This is a genomic window from Stenotrophomonas nitritireducens, from assembly GCF_001700965.1.
GTDB lineage: Bacteria > Pseudomonadota > Gammaproteobacteria > Xanthomonadales > Xanthomonadaceae > Stenotrophomonas > Stenotrophomonas nitritireducens_A.
This window is the reverse complement of record NZ_CP016756.1, coordinates 1265151-1280410: the sequence shown is the minus strand read 5'-3', so window position 1 is coordinate 1280410 and position 15260 is coordinate 1265151. Positions and strand designations below refer to the sequence as shown.

The 15260-nt window shown below is 64.9% G+C and carries 10 protein-coding genes; 5 read left to right on the top strand and 5 right to left on the bottom strand.

Features of this window, described 5'->3' with window-relative positions:
* Window positions 1–259 precede the first annotated feature (259 nt).
* On the bottom strand, window positions 260–2257 hold the full coding sequence (locus BCV67_RS05470; RefSeq protein ID WP_062166812.1) for a bifunctional DedA family/phosphatase PAP2 family protein: 1998 nt from the start codon (window positions 2255–2257) through the stop codon (window positions 260–262).
* A gap of 120 nt (window positions 2258–2377) precedes the next feature.
* Between BCV67_RS05470 and BCV67_RS05465 the strand changes: the two genes are divergently transcribed.
* The gene (locus BCV67_RS05465) at window positions 2378–3040 is read left to right on the top strand and encodes a serine/threonine-protein kinase (RefSeq protein ID WP_062166811.1); all 663 of its coding nucleotides are present in this window, start codon (window positions 2378–2380) and stop codon (window positions 3038–3040) included.
* A gap of 124 nt (window positions 3041–3164) precedes the next feature.
* Here BCV67_RS05465 and BCV67_RS05460 read toward each other — a convergent pair whose 3' ends face one another.
* A complete protein-coding gene (locus tag BCV67_RS05460; RefSeq protein ID WP_062166810.1) occupies window positions 3165–3839 on the bottom strand; it encodes a hypothetical protein in 675 nt (224 codons plus the stop codon).
* Window positions 3840–3981: 142 nt separating this feature from the next.
* On the opposite strand from BCV67_RS05460, the gene BCV67_RS05455 reads away from it, so the two are divergent.
* Complete coding sequence (locus tag BCV67_RS05455) at window positions 3982–4797, top strand: SDR family oxidoreductase (protein ID WP_062166809.1); 816 nt, start codon at window positions 3982–3984, stop codon at window positions 4795–4797.
* 283 nt (window positions 4798–5080) lie between these two features.
* On the opposite strand, the gene BCV67_RS05450 is transcribed toward BCV67_RS05455, so the two are convergent.
* Window positions 5081–5944 carry an ion transporter gene (locus BCV67_RS05450; protein WP_057629127.1) on the bottom strand — a complete coding sequence of 288 codons (864 nt, stop codon included), beginning with the start codon at window positions 5942–5944 and terminating at the stop codon, window positions 5081–5083.
* 70 nt (window positions 5945–6014) lie between these two features.
* On the opposite strand from BCV67_RS05450, the gene BCV67_RS05445 reads away from it, so the two are divergent.
* Entirely contained in the window at window positions 6015–7241 is a 1227-nt protein-coding gene (locus tag BCV67_RS05445; protein WP_062171440.1) for an acetylornithine transaminase, read from the top strand.
* Window positions 7242–7744: 503 nt separating this feature from the next.
* On the top strand, window positions 7745–8074 hold the full coding sequence (locus tag BCV67_RS05440) for a hypothetical protein (RefSeq protein ID WP_065868051.1): 330 nt from the start codon (window positions 7745–7747) through the stop codon (window positions 8072–8074).
* A 1084-nt stretch (window positions 8075–9158) separates the two neighbouring features.
* Here BCV67_RS05440 and BCV67_RS20415 read toward each other — a convergent pair.
* Entirely contained in the window at window positions 9159–9425 is a 267-nt protein-coding gene (locus tag BCV67_RS20415; RefSeq protein WP_216635688.1) for a hypothetical protein, read from the bottom strand.
* Between the two features lie 234 nt (window positions 9426–9659).
* Here BCV67_RS20415 and BCV67_RS05435 point away from each other — a divergent pair, with 234 nt between their 5' ends.
* A complete protein-coding gene (locus BCV67_RS05435) occupies window positions 9660–14438 on the top strand; it encodes a fibronectin type III domain-containing protein (protein ID WP_216635687.1) in 4779 nt (1592 codons plus the stop codon).
* 76 nt (window positions 14439–14514) lie between these two features.
* On the opposite strand, the gene BCV67_RS05430 is transcribed toward BCV67_RS05435, so the two are convergent.
* On the bottom strand, window positions 14515–15108 hold the full coding sequence (locus tag BCV67_RS05430; RefSeq protein ID WP_062166806.1) for an HAD-IA family hydrolase: 594 nt from the start codon (window positions 15106–15108) through the stop codon (window positions 14515–14517).
* Between the last annotated feature and the right edge of the window lie 152 nt (window positions 15109–15260).

Below are 15260 nucleotides of genomic sequence, written 5' to 3'. Positions count from 1 at the left end.
GCTGAGGTGCTCTGAGCTTGGTCAATTGTTGTCAGCTTCGCGGCTTACGCCGCTCCCACAGTGTGGTGATGGATTGCTGGGAAAAGCCCCCGCCGAGCATGGCTCGGCACTACGCCCCTCCCTTGCGCCGAAGGCGGAGGGGAGGGTTGGGGAGGGGGTAGTTTTTAGGCTGTTCGCGCGATGCGAGTTTCGCGGCTTACGCCGCTCCCACAGCGTTGATGGATGGCTTGGAAAGCCCCCTGCCGAGCATGGCTCGGCACTACGGTTTGGCGCGGATCATCAGTAGCGGCAAGCCGGTCTCCGGCTGCACCTGCTGTTGGGTTTCAACCCCGTCCAGCGATTGCTTGAGCGCGTCGAGTGCCGGATCAACACCGCGCAACGGCCGCCACATGCCAAACAGCTTCAGGTGCCGCTGGTAACGCAGGGTCTGTGCGCTGCCCAGCCACACCGTGGTCTGGCCGGGCTGCAGGTGGGCCGAGGACGGCCATAGCCGCAGCGCATACACCTCATCCGGGCGTTCGCCGGGGCGCAGCATCAGCAAGGCTTCGACATTGGTGTCCAGGGTTGCCGGCAGCACCGGCACCTGCTGCGGGGTGGCCTTCATGTCCAGCATCATCAGCGCTTCCTGCCAGCCCGCCTGTGCCTGCCGGTGCCAACCATTGCGCTCGAGTTGCTGCTGAAGGGCGGGCAGCGGCCCAGCCACCTGCACGTCCAGCGGCCAGCGCTGGTCGTCGTCGAAATCGTTGCGCCGCGCCGGCAGCTCGCGCCAGCCCTGCTGCCACCAATGCGAAGCGTCCATCAGCGTTGGAGCCGCTGCCGCCGGTTCGAATTTGGCCAGCTTGGCCGGCACATTGCGCGGCGCATACCAGAGCCCGGCAATCAGGAACACACCGTAGAACAGCCAGGCGACCGGCTTGACCCAGAACGAGCGGTTGAAGCGGCGGCGGTAGGCAATGCCCAGCACCAGCAGCCAGAACACGCCGAACAACATGCCGCCGATGACGTCACTGAGCCAGTGCGCGCCCAGGTAGATACGCGCAAAGCCAATCACCGTGACCACCGCGCCGGACAACAGATACGGCCAAACACGGGTACGGCCCGGTAGTTCGCGGCCGATCAGCACCGCAAAGAAACCAAAGGTGATGGTGGCCATGGTCACCGCCACCGACGGGAAACCAAAGCCGCTGCTGGCAGCGGGCGGCCGCACCACATCCACGGTGGCACCCAGCAGCTTGGTCAGCGCCAGGCCGAACGCCAGCGCCGCCAGCCAATGGAAGACCGCCATCCAGCGCCGCCGCCAGGCCAGGTAACCCATGCCTGCCGCGATTGCCGGCAGCAACACCTGCCAGTCACCCAGCGAGGCCAATGCCGCCATCGGGTAATCGGCCAGCGGGTTGCGCAGGGCCAGCATCAGGCGATGGACCGCCAGGTCCAGGGCCAGCGGTTCACCGTGGCCCACCACCACCATTAACAGCACGAACCAGCCCCAGCCCAGCACCAGCAGCATCAGCGCCAGCATTGCCAACGGCACTGACTCGCGCCGCTTGGGATCGAACACGTCGGTCAGCCAGTGGCCGAGGAAATGCGGGTGACGGTGTGACCAGGCCAGCAGCCTCGCCAGCCAACCGTCCATGCGCGCCGCCGACCAGCGGTAGCTGTACAGCACGATGGCCCATACCAGCCCAAGCAAGGTGCCGAGCAGGGCCACCACCACGAACAGTCGCCCGGCCACTGCCGCCACTGCATCGTAGGCTTGGCCCAGGGCCCAACCCGGCAGCAGGAACAGCACCGCCCAGGACAGGCAGGCAAGGCCGCTGGCCTTGAGATAGCTGCTGAAACGCATGTTGGCCATGCCCGCGATGGCCGGCACGAAGGGCCGGATCGCGCCCACGTAGCGCGCGATCAGGATGCTCTTGAAGGCGTTGCGGCGGAACATGACTTCGCCGCGGTCCAGCAGTTGCGGATAGCGGCTGAACGGCCATACGCCGCGCAGCCGGTCACCCCAACGGCGGCCCACCCAATAGCTCAGGCCATCGCCGGCAAAGGCGCCCAGGGTTGCGCAGACCACTGCATACGGGCCTGACAGTTCGCCCATGCCGATCAATACACCCACCGCGATCATCAGCGGCAACGCCGGCACGATGGCACCGAGGATGATCACGGCATCGCAGAAGGCGATGGCGAAGATCGCCAGGCCAGCAAGGATGGGATGGGCGGCGATCCACGCGAGCGTGGCGTCGATCCAGGAAGAATTCATCGGCGGATTATAAAGGGAAGCCCGCGTCAGGCCGATGGCAGCGGCAGAGGTTCATTGGATCGTGCGTACCCTTGTTCACCTGCGGTCAGTGAATGACCTGCTGGCGACTAGAATGGTGCAATGACTGAATCTTCACCAGCCACCGCCGTTGCCCTGAAAGCGGACAGCTTCGGGCAGATCCTGCTGATGCAGGGCCCACAAGGGCAGTTTGTACGCCGCGACCTGGGCGCGACACCGCTGTGGCTGCGCTTGCCCGCGTGGTGGCTGGCGCGGCGCGAGGCACGCGCGCTGGCCCAGCTTGATGGCATGGAGGCCACGCCGCGTCTATTGGCCTGGGATGGACGCTGGCTGGACCGCAGCTACATGGAAGGCGCGGCCATGTATCAACGCCCACCGCATGGCGACCTGGCGTACTTCCGCGCGGCGCGCCGGCTGCTGCAGCGCGTGCACCGGCATGGCATCGCCCACAACGATCTGGCCAAGGAAGCCAACTGGCTGGTACGCGAGGATGGCTCGCCGGCGCTGATCGACTTCCAGCTGGCGGTCTGCGGCAACCCGCGCTCGCGCTGGATGCGGCTGCTGGCACGCGAGGACCTGCGCCACCTGCTCAAGCACAAGCGCATGTATTGTCGGCAGGCATTGACGCCGGTGGAGCTGCGCCTGCTCAAACGCCACTCGTGGGTGCGTGAGCTGTGGTTTGCCACCGGCAAGCCGGTCTATCGCTTCGTCACCCGCCGCATCCTGCATTGGGAAGACAACGAGGGGCAGGGGCCGAAGCCCTAAGCGGCGCGCCGCAGGGGCGGGCCGTTGCCATCATCGTATCGTGCGCGCGGATGGTGCTCCGCGAGCGCAGCGCCAGCCCATGCTGACCGCGCGCAGGCAGGCACTGACCGTCGCTTGCCGCAGCTCAGCGCAGCTCCAGCAACTGTTTGCCGGTGAAGCTGCGCTTGCTGTCGAAATCGTAGCCAAGGATGAGCTTGCCGTCGTCGGCGCAGGCATGGCAGCTGCGCAGCGGTGTGCTGTAACGCAGGCGTACGCCGCCATCCGGCAGGGTCTGGCTGCCGGCCGCCAAGGCGGGTGCAAACGGGCCGGCATCGGGATGCCTGGCGCTGAACGCCTTGAAGGCATCGCTGGCGCGCACTGTATCGTCGAGCACGTCTTCATCCACGTCGATGGCCTTGCCGTTGGCATCCACCAGCCAGGTGCCCTGGTTGGTATTGGCGCGGAACGGGAACTCCAGCGTGGCTACGCCAATGCCTTCAACGTTCTGCCATGCGGTGACATAACCGGGCTTGCCCTGCGCGGACAAGGTGCTGGCAGCGGCCAATGCGGCCGGCGAGGCCCCGCCGCTGCGCATTGCCTGCAGCAGGCAACTGTCCGCGGCGGTGCTGCTGCGGCAGGCGTCGACCGAGCCCTGCCAGACCGCGTTGGGGCCGATGCGGGCGGCTTCTTCGCCCAGCCCGGTGGTGTGGGCGGTGACATCGGAGGCAGGCGGCGGCACCTGCACGCCAGGTTCGGGTTTCTGGCAGGCCACCAGGCCCAGGGCAAGCAGTACGGGGGCGGCGTGGAGCAACGTTTTCATCGGGAATCCTTGCGCGATACCGCACCAGTATCGGCACCGCGCATGAACGCGAAATGTCGGGAACCTAACGTCTTGCAGGACTGTGCGGCGAGGCCGGTATCGGCATAATGCCGATTGCTTTCTTACCGGTTCTGGAGTGCGCATGAGCAGCCTGCAAGGCAAGACCCTTTTCATCACCGGCGCTTCCCGTGGTATCGGCCTGGCCATTGCCCTGCGCGCGGCGCGCGACGGCGCCAATGTCGCCATTGCCGCCAAGTCGGCCGTGCCCAACCCCAAGTTGCCGGGCACCATCCACAGCGCTGCCGAGGCGGTCAGGGCCGCTGGCGGCCAAGCCTTGGCGCTGAAGTGCGACATCCGTGAAGAAGATCAGGTCAACGCAGCGGTCGCAGCTACCGTGGATACGTTCGGCGGCATCGACATCCTGGTCAACAACGCCTCGGCAATCTGGTTGCGCGGCACCCTGGATACGCCGATGAAGCGTTTCGACCTGATGCAGCAGGTCAACGCGCGCGGCAGTTTCCTGTGCGCACAGGCCTGCCTGCCGCATCTGCTGCAGGCCCCGAACCCGCATATCCTGACCTTGGCACCGCCGCCCAGCCTGGACCCGAAGTGGTGGGCCCCGCACACCGGCTATACCTTGGCCAAGATGGGCATGAGTTTCGTCACCCTGGGCCTGGCCGCAGAGTTCGGCCCGCAAGGCGTGGCGGTGAATGCATTGTGGCCGCGCACGGTGATCGCCACCGATGCGGTCAACATGATTCCGGGCGTGGATGTAGGTGGCTGCCGCAAGCCGGAGATCATGGCCGATGCCGCGCATGCGGTGCTGACCCGGAACGCAGCCGGGTTCAGTGGGCAGTTCCTGCTGGATGACGAAGTGCTGGCCGAAGCCGGCATCACCGATCTGTCGGGGTATGCGGTGGATCCCTCGCGGCCGTTGATGCCGGATCTGTTTCTCTGATTGCCTCGCCCCTTGCGCCGAACGCGCAAGGGGGGCGGTAGTGCCGAGCCATGCTCGGCAAGGGTTTTACTGGTAATGCCCCTGCCGAGCATGGCTCGGCACTACGCTGGGGCTTTACGCTGGGGCTTTACCGGGAATAACTCTGCCGAGCATGGCTCGGCACCACGCTCCCTCCCTTGCGCCGTAGGCGTAGGGGAGGGCTGGGGAGGGGTTGGCTTTCAGGGCCTTTCCTGCATCACCAGCTTCGCGGCTTACGCCGCTCCTACAGCCTGCGCGGAGCGGCTCAATGCTCGATATGCTCCGGCAATTCATGCCCGCAGCGGTTGCAGTACTTCGCCTTGAACTCATGTCCCTCATGCCCGCAGACCGTGCAGCCGCGGTTGTCGTGGCGGCTTTCGCGCAGCATGTTGCCGGCCAGCTCGGCGGTATAGATGCCGGTGGGCACGGCCAGGATGCTGTAGCCGATCAGGATCAGCGCCGAGGTGATGAAGCGGCCCAGCGTGGTATGCGGGACGATGTCGCCAAAGCCGACCGTAGCCATCGTCACCACCGCCCAGTACATGCTGGTCGGGATGTTGCTGAAACCGTATTGCGGGCCTTCGATGACGTACATCAGGGCGCCGGCGATGATCGCGATGGTGACCACCATCGACAGGAACAGCAGGATCTTGCGACGGCTGCGCCACAGCGCCGCCATCAGCACGCCGCTCTCCTCGATATAGCGGGTCAGCTTGAGGATGCGGAATACCCGCAGCAGGCGCAGCACACGCACCACCAGCAGGCTCTGCGTGCCGGGGATGAAGAAGGAGATATAGGACGGCAGGATCGCCAGCAGGTCGATGATGCCCCAGATGCTGAACGCATAACGCAGTGGCCGCCGCACCACCAGCAGGCGCAGTACGTACTCGGCGGTGAACAGCAGGGTGAAACCCCATTCGACGATGTAGAAGCCCGTGGCCCAAGCCACATGGATGCGCTGCACGCTGTCGAACATCACCACCAGCACGCTGGCCAGAATGGCCCAGACCAGCAGCAGGTCGAAACGGCGCGAGGGCGGGGTATCGGTACGGTGAATGATGTCGAACCATCGGCGGCGCCAACCGCTGTCGCTGGCCGGGTTCAGTTGGGGGGCAGAGAACAGTCGCATGCGCCCATTGTGCCGCAGGCCCGTGGAATGGAGGACAATGGACAATTCACACCCACTGATCTGGAACGCCATGACCGCTGTCGTCGAGCCGCTGTTGTCCCTGTCCAATTACTACCTGCCGGTCTACCGCCCGCGCCAGCTGGTGCTGGAGCGAGGCCAGGGCGCGCGACTGTGGGACACGCAGGGCCGTGAGTTCATCGACCTGGCCGCCGGCATCGCCGTGTGCAGCCTGGGCCACAACAACCCGGACCTGAAGGCCGCGTTGTTCGAGCAGGCCAACAAGCTGTGGCATACCAGCAACATGTTCTACAGCGAGCCGCCGCTGCACCTGGCGCAGGAACTGGTGGACGCCTCGCGTTTTGCCAAGCGTGTATTCCTGTGCAACTCCGGCGCCGAAGCCAATGAAGTGGCGATCAAGCTGGTGCGCAAGTGGGCCAGTGCGCAGGACCGCGGCCCGGACAAGCGTTTCATCGTTACCTTCCGTGGCAGCTTCCACGGCCGCACCCTGGCCACGGTGACCGCCACTGCCCAGCCCAAGTACCAGGAAGGCTACGAGCCCCTGCCCGGTGGCTTCCGCTATGTCGATTTCAACGACGTGGCCCAGCTTGAAGAAGCGATGGCCGGCGGCGACGTGGCGGCGGTGATGTTCGAGCCGGTGCAGGGCGAGGGCGGAGTGATGCCGGCCTCGGCCGAGTTCATGCGCCGTGCCCGCGAGCTGTGCGACCAGCACGACGCGCTGCTGGTGCTGGATGAAATCCAGGTCGGCATGGGCCGTACCGGCGAGCTTTTCGCGCATTGGCATTGGGGCGTGACCCCGGACATCGTCACCCTGGCCAAGGCGCTGGGTGGCGGTTTCCCGATCGGCGCGATGCTGGCCGGCCCCAAGGTGGCCGACATCATGGGCGTTGGCGCGCACGGCAGCACCTTCGGCGGCAACCCACTGGCGGCAGCGGTGGCCCGCGTGGCGCTGCGCAAGCTGGCCTCCGATGAAATCAAGGCAAATGTCGTGCGTCAGTCGGCTGCGCTGAAAGCCGGGCTGGAAGCCATCGGCGAAGAGTTCGGCGTGTTCGAGCAGGTGCGTGGCATGGGCCTGATGCTGGGCGCAGTGCTCAAGCCCGAGTACGTGGCTGACATCGGCGTGCTGCTGGATCTGGCTGCCGAAAAGCAGGTGCTGATCCTGCAGGCCGGTACCAGCGTTCTGCGCTTCGTGCCGGCGCTGAACATCAGCGATGAAGAACTCGCAGAAGGCATCAAGCGCGTGCGTGAAGCGATTGCGGCGTATATGGCGTCGCGCTGACCCCGGTTTTGCGCTGGCGAGCAGGACCAGAACATGGTCCTGACCTCGCGACCTGACAGGTGGCTGGCGCGCTGATCCTGGCCGGCGAGGATTTCGACCTGCTCACCGTGCCCGGCCCCGGCGTCGGCCGCTTGCAGTAGCTGACCAGCTAATCCAGCGCCGCAAGTTCGACTCCTTCGTCCGCCGAACGCCAAGGCGGCGCCCTGAAACGGTTAGACCACCTCAACACCGCTGCTGACCAAGGGCCGCCACGCAACGGGCGGCCTTTCGCGTTTCCGGCCTCGGCGGGCGCATGGCTCAAGGCCGTGCCGGGCCTGCCGATAACCCAAAGCAACCCACGAATCGCCACGCCCCCGGGTACGGCAGTTGGCGGCGAATCGGCCTGATGAAGATCTGCGTGATTGGATTCGGCCGCTTTCTGCGGTTAGTTAATTGAAGGATTCATTCGTGGGCGGGCCGCTGGTGTGCGGGCTGTTCCTTTATGCAAGTTACAGGGGACCGATATGCCAGCCACTTTTACTCGTTACCTGCTCGGGAAGGTATCCCGTGCGCTGCGCCTGGTGCCCTGGGCGATGGCCGCTGCTCTGGCATATCCGGCCGGCGCGTCTGCCGCTCCAATCTCCTCCGGTGTGACGATCAACTTCAATTCGTCCGGCTTCTACGAAGGTGCCTACCACGGCTCGAATGTCTTCGGCCAGGGCGATGTGAGCATCAAATACAGCGCAGGCCAGTGGATACAGGCGACGAAAGGGGCGTATGCCGGGGTATTCCGGCCATGTTCGCGGGCAAGCAGCCAAGGGGAAAACGGATGTCTGGGGGTGCGGCAAGCGTAGTGGTGCGCGGACGTCCACGTCGCCGTGTGCGCGAAGCCTTGGCCGGCCAGATATCACCGGGCAGCGCGGCTTACGCGACCGGCGGTGGATTGCGTTATCGCCAGGGATTCCAGGTGAAGGCGCCAACCCTTCGCGCGGTCAGATTCAAACAGTTTCGAAATGCGGGACCTACGTCAACCGGTGCGCAGGGGATGCGTGCTGCCTTTTGTTGAAAGCAAACCATTTACGGTGATACCTCATGCTGCGCACTTCCCGCAAACCAATTGACGCGACCGAAAAGCGTTCTTCGAGTTACCGACGTTATGCGCGGCGGTTGCTGTCGGGCGGCCTGATGGCGTTGCTGTCATTCAGTGCGCTTGCTGCCACCCCCTTGGATCAAAATTTTGATGCAAAGGTGCCGCGGATCATGACTCCTTCTGGCGACACGATAGATGGTGTTACTTATAGGCTGCTGTCCCCTGGCGCTGGGGGCATGACTCTATTCACAGATGTAAATTTTGGTATTGCGGAGGGTGGTGGTGACAATGGTGTCATGTTCAACTGCGATGAATTTTGTGCCATTCAACTTGGAGCCTTGGATGCGAGGATCAGGTCGGCTGATGGTTCCAAGTTTCGTATAGTGTCCATGGAGGTTGATACAGGCTTGTATGGAACCAGCACAAACCTGACAGTGACAGGCTACCGAGATAACACTCCTGTTGCATCAGATACCATTAATGCCGGTGTTTCGGATGCATCAGGGTCTGTGACTTATACAAGAATGGGTGGCGGGTATAACGGCGGCACCCTGACCTTTAATGCAGATTGGCAATATATCGATGAAATCCGCTTTACGGGCGCAGATGCAGTCGTCGCAATAGATAATTTGGATTTTGAACCTGCCGTTATACCTGATATTACACCGCCCACAGTAACCTCTGTCAACTCCAGTACACAAAACGGCACCTATAAAGTGGGTTCTCCCATCAGCATTCAGGTGAATTTCAGTGAAAACGTAATTGTGGCAGGTGGTACACCGCAATTAACGCTGGAAACTGGCGCTACCGATAGAACTGTTAACTATGTCAGTGGCACTGGTAGTAGCTCATTGACCTTTACTTATACTGTGCAGGCGGGTGATGCAACTGCCGATCTGGATTACATCTCCACTACTGCCTTGGCTTTGAGCGGTAGCACCATCCGTGATGCGGCTGGCAATAATGCCATCCTCACGCTGGCCAGCCCCGGTGCGCCCAATTCGTTGGGTAATAATAAGGCCTTGGTTGTTGATGGTGTGGTGCCCACAGTAACATCGGTAAATTCCAGCACAGCAAATGGAGCTTATAAGGTTGATGATGTAATCAGTATCCAAGTCAACTTCAGCGAAGCTGTAATCGTGACCGGTACGCCCCAGTTAACGTTGGAGACGGGTGCATCTGACCGGGCAATCAACTATGCAAGCGGTAGTGGTACTTCTACGCTGACATTCAGCTATGCCGTTCAGGCGGGTGACAACTCCAATGACCTGGATTATGTCGCAACTAACTCTCTGGCATTGGGCGGGGGCACCATCAAGGATGCGGCGGGGAATAACGCCGCTTTGACCTTGCCTTCGCCCCGCGCGACCAATTCGCTGGGCGCGAACAAGAGCCTCGTCATCGACGGCGTGGTCCCCAGTGTCGCCAGCATCGTGATCAGTGGTGCGCCCGCCAGCACCGACAGCTCGATGGCCTTCACGGTGACCTTCAGCGAGCCGGTGAGCGGCGTCTCCGTAGATGACTTCACCCCGTCGGCTACCAGTACCGCATCCGGCATCGTCAACAGCGTGTCGGCCGAGAGCGGCACGGTGTACAACGTCACCGTCGGCTCGATTAGTGGCAACGGCACGCTCAGGCTTGAGCTCAAGGCTTCCACCAACATTGCCGACTCGGTCGGCAACACCGGCGTGGCCGCGTTTACCTCCGGCGCAGTCCATACCGTGGCGATTCCTGTCGTGCCGGATGCGCCGACCATCGGCACGGCGACGGCTGGCGAGAGCCAGGCCACGGTGACCTTCACCGCGCCGGGCAGCAACGGCGGCTCGGCCATCACCCTCTATACCGCCACCGCCAGCCCCGGCGGCGCCACCGGCAGTTGCGCCGGGCCGGCGGCGTGCACCGCCACCATTACCGGCCTCAGCAACGGCACCGCCTATACCTTCAGCGTGACTGCGACCAACAGCATTGGTACCGGCAGCGCCTCTGGGGCCTCCAACGCCGTCACCCCCAAAGCCAACCAGGTCATCACCTTCGCCAATCCGGGTACGAAGAACTTCGGCACCACGCCCACGCTGTCGGCCAGCTCCAGCTCATCTCTGCCGGTGACGTTCTCCTCGTCGACCACCGGCGTGTGCATGGTCAGCTCCGCGGGCGAGCTGACTTTCGTCACCGCCGGCACCTGCAGCATCGACGCCGACCAGGCCGGCAACGGTTTCACCAATGCCGCCCCCACGGTCATCCAAAGCTTCACCGTCAGCGCCATCGCCCCCGATGCGCCGACCATCGGCACCGCCACGGCCGGGGACACCGAGGCCATGGTGACCTTCTCCGCGCCGACCTCCACCGGGGGGGCGGCCATCAGCCCCAACGGCTACACCGTCACTGCCAATCCGGGCGGTGCCACCGGCACCGGCTCCAGCTCGCCAGTCATCGTTACCGGCCTGACCAACGGGGTGAACTACACCTTCACCGTCACCGCGACCAGTTCGGCGGGCATCAGCGCGGCCTCGACCGCGTCCAACGCGGTCACCCCGGCGGCGCCGCAGACCATCACCTTCGCCAATCCGGGGTCGCAGACCTTCGGTACCACGCCCGACCTGCGCATCCTCAACGGCGGTGCATCGGCCACGTCCGGGCTGGATGTGAGCTTCACTTCGTCCACGACCGGGGTGTGCACGGTCACGTCCCAGGGCGTGTTGGGTTTCGTGACCACGGGCACCTGCACCATCCTGGCCGACCAGGCCGGCAATTCGAGCTATCTGGCCGCGCCCCAGGTCATCCAGTCGTTCACCGTTAACACGATCATTCCCGGCGCGCCGACCGCCGTGGTCGCCACGGCCGGTGACACCCAAGCCAGCATCGCCTTTGCGGCACCGACCAATACCGGCGGCACCACCATCAGCGGCTACACGGTGACCGTGAGCCCGGCGCACGTGGCGTCGGTCTACGGTGTCGGGTCGCCGATCGTGGTCACCGGCCTGACCAATGGGCAGCCGTACACGTTCACGGTGACAGCCGACAACAGCGCCGGCACCGGGTCTACCTCGAACGCCTCCAACAGCGTCACCCCGGCAGCGACCCAGACGATCACCTTCAGCAACCCCGGGGCGCAGGACTTCGGCACCACGCCGACGCTGAGCGCGAGCTCCGATTCGGGGCTGACTCCGAAGCTCACCTCGTCCACAACCGGGGTGTGCACGATCACCAGTGGTGGCGTGCTGACCTTCATCACTGTCGGCACCTGCACCATCAACGCCGACCAGGCCGGCAACGGCAGCTATCTGGCCGCGACCCAGGTCAGCCGCAGCTTTGCCATCGATGCGGTGATTCCGGGCGCGCCGACCATCGGCACGGCCGCGGTGACTGGCGCGGCACAGGTAGCGGTGTCTTTCACCGCGCCGGTCTTCAACGGCGGCGATGCGGCACTCAGCTACACCGTTACGCCCAGCCCGGCTGTGCCGGGTGGGCCGTTCACCGGCAGCAGTTCGCCCGTCACCATCAGTGGGTTGGGCACGGGGACCAGTTACACCTTCAGCGTGACCGCCAGCAACAGCGTGGGGCCGGGCCCGGCATCGGCAGCCTCCAACGCGGTCACCCCGGCAGTAACGCAGGTCATCACTTTCGCCAATCCCGGCGCGCAAGACTTCGGCACCACGCCGACGCTGGTGGCCTCGGTGGATTCCGGGCTGCCGCTGCGCTTTGTCGCGTCGACGCCGGCAGTGTGCGCGGTCACCGCGGATGGTCTGTTGAGCTTCACCAGTGTCGGCACTTGCACGGTAACGGTCCATCAGGACGGTGATGCCAGCCACCAGGCGGCATCACTGTCGCAGACGTTCAACGTGACCGCGGCGGTGCCGGCGACGCCGGTGTTGGGTACCGTGACCGTGGTCGGTTCGGGCGAGGTGGAAGTTGCCTTCACGCCCTCGGCCGCCACCGGCGAAACCATCACCTACGTTGTGACCGCGCAGCCGGGCGGCGTCACCGCCAGCGGCACGAGTTCGCCGATCAAGGTGACCGGTCTGACCGATGGGGTGAGCTACACCTTCACGGTCAGCGCCACCGGCCAGGCCGGCAACAGCACGTCGTCGGCGCCGTCGGCTCCGGTGGTGCCGCAGGTGTTGCAGGAAGTGAGCTTCGATGCGGTGGGCACGCAGCCTTTCGACAAGGTGCCGGTGTTGTCCGCCCGCGCCGACTCCGGCTTGCCGTTGACGTTCAGTTCGCAGACGCCGGTGGTGTGTACGGTCACGGCCGATGGCCAGCTGGCCTTTGTGCTGGCAGGTGATTGCACCTTGGTTGTTGAGCAGGCCGGCGATGCCAGCCATCGCCCGGCCTCGGCCTCGCGTACGTTCCGGATCGAAGCGGTGCCGCCAGGCGTGCCCGCGATCCAGACGCTGACGCGGCAGGGATCTGGGCGGGTCAGTGTGGCGTTCACGCCGCCGACGTTCAGCGGCGGCGCGACCATCGACGGCTACCGCGTCACCGCCACGCCGCAGGGTACGGCGGCGCCGGCCATCCGCGCGATGAGCCTGCGTGCGGCCGGCACACCGGGCGTGGTCACGGCCACCGGCAGCGGCTCGCCGATCCTGGTGCAGGGGCTGGCCGAGGGCGTGACCTATGTGTTCACCGTGGCGGCCTATAACCTGGCCGGCGAAGGTGCGTCGGACAGCGCGCAGGAACTGCTGGCCGCGCCGACCCTGAGCTGGATCGGCGACCTGCAGAAGGTATACGGCGAGGCCGATTTCGAGCTGCCGCTGCCGCAGAGCAACAGCGCCGGTGCGTTCACTTTTACCAGCAGCAACCCGGCGGTGGCCACGGTCAACGGTCGTACCGTCACTCTGGTCGGCGAAGGCAGCGCCACGCTGACCGCCACTCAGGCGGCGACCAGCAACCACCTCACCGGCGCGGTGACGCTGACGTTGGTGGTCAGCCCCCGCCCCGACCCCACGCTGGATGCACAGGTCAGCGGTGGCATCCAGGCGCAGGTCGATGCCAGCGTGCGCTTTGCGCAGGTGCAGGGCGCCAACATCCGTGACCGTCTGCGCCAGGTGCGCAGTGGCCGCAACGCCAACAACGTCAACTTCGCGCTGGCCTATGCCGGCAGCCAGAGCATCCCAGGGCTGTCGGTGCCGGTAGGCCGTGTGGCCGAGGCCGCGTTGCCGGCCCTGCCCGAGGGCTGGGGGCTGTGGCTGGCTGGCACGGCGACCTTCGGCAAGGTTGGTCGCAATGGCCGCACTGGTGGTGGTTTCGACTTCAACACCGGTGGTATCACGCTGGGCGCCGACCGCGCGGTGGGTGAAAACCTGTTGCTTGGCATGGCCGGCAGCTGGGGCAAGCAGGGCACCGACTTTGATGGCACCCCGTCCAAGGTCGATGCAGACCAGCGTTCGTTGGCCGCCTACGGCCTGTGGCGACTGGGCGAGCACCTGTTTGTGGATGGCCTGCTGGCCAACGGCCAGCTGGACTTCGATCTGATCCGCTGGAGTGAGCCGGCCAACGCCAGCGCGCAGGCATCGCGCACCGGCGACCAGTGGTTCGGTTCGCTGACGCTGGGCTATGAACACCGCAACGCTGCGGGCATGACCCTCACCGGTTATGGCCGCTATGACGGCCACCGCGCCACGCTCGATGGCTATCGGGAACAGGGGCTGGGCATTTATGACCTGGCCTATGGCCGGCAGAAGGTGGACAACAGCGCGCTGGCAGTGGGCCTGGAAGGCAGTCTGGCGTTCAAGCGCGAGCGTTTGAACTGGCGCCCGCACTGGAGCATCGAGTACCGCAGCGCACTGGAAAACCGCGGTGATGTCGCCATGAACTACCTGCAGCGCCCGCAGAGCACGGACTACGTGCTGGCGATGCGCAGCTACAACGACGACACGCTGGTGCTGGGGGCAGGTATGGACCTGCAACTGGACAGCGGCTGGATGTTCTCGCTGCTGCTGGGCCACGAGCAGGGTCGCAATGCGATGCGCAGCAACAGCGTCGGCTTGCAGGTGCGCTTTGGGCAGCAGGGTGCAGATGTGCCGAAGTACAGCGATGAAGCCGGCCTGCAACAGGGCGGGGTGTCTTCGCGTCCCTGTCGCGGTTCTTCCATGCGCTGTAGCGCCCCATCGGGTGCTCAGCCCAAGTGATCGACAACAACGCCGGCCAACGCCGGCGTTGTTGTTTCATCGTAGCCAACAGCGCAGTGCCGAAGGACCGGTTTGCTCAGCGCAGCTGGTAGCGCTTGAGCAGTTTGCGCAGCGATTGAGTGTGGTGAGCGGTATCGGCCAGCAGGCCGGCGGCGCGTGCGCCTTGCACATTGCGGAACAGATGGTCGACGAACAGTGTGCGCGCCGGTTCGCAGTGCAGGGCCGTGCAGGCGGCGCGATAGACGGCCGGATCGGGTTTGCGCACGCCCAGCGTCGCGCTGCACAGCACCGGGATGCCGGGCAGCAGCTGTTCGATCACCGGCTGGGTGAGCAGGCCGTTGTTGGTGAGGATGGCCACCTGCACGCCAGGTCGCAGGTGGTGGAGCAGGGTCACGCTGTCGCGGCGCACGACGGTAGCGGCACGGCGTGCACGGTGCCAGTCCTCCGCCTGCAAGCGGCTGTGCAAGCGCAGGTTCAGGGCGGCCAGCAGTTGCGGACCATCCAGTTCGCCACGCGCATGCGCCAGTTCCAGGCCTTCCTCGCGTAGTGCCGCATCAACTTGTGCGGCGGTGCAGTGCGCGACCTCGGCCAACTCGCTCAGATGGGTGCGATGGTCGTATTCGGCCAGCAGGCCATCGAAATCCAGCAGTAGGGCGTGGGGTCTTTGCATGCGGGCAAGGCAGATGTGGGCTTGCAGTATCGCTGGCGCTGCGCCTCAGTGCAGCCTGCGACATCGCGTCACAGGTGGAAATCCACGCGCTTGCCTAGAATCCAGCCAATATCGTTGTCCCTGCCCGGAGTTCACCTTGAAGCGTTCCAGCC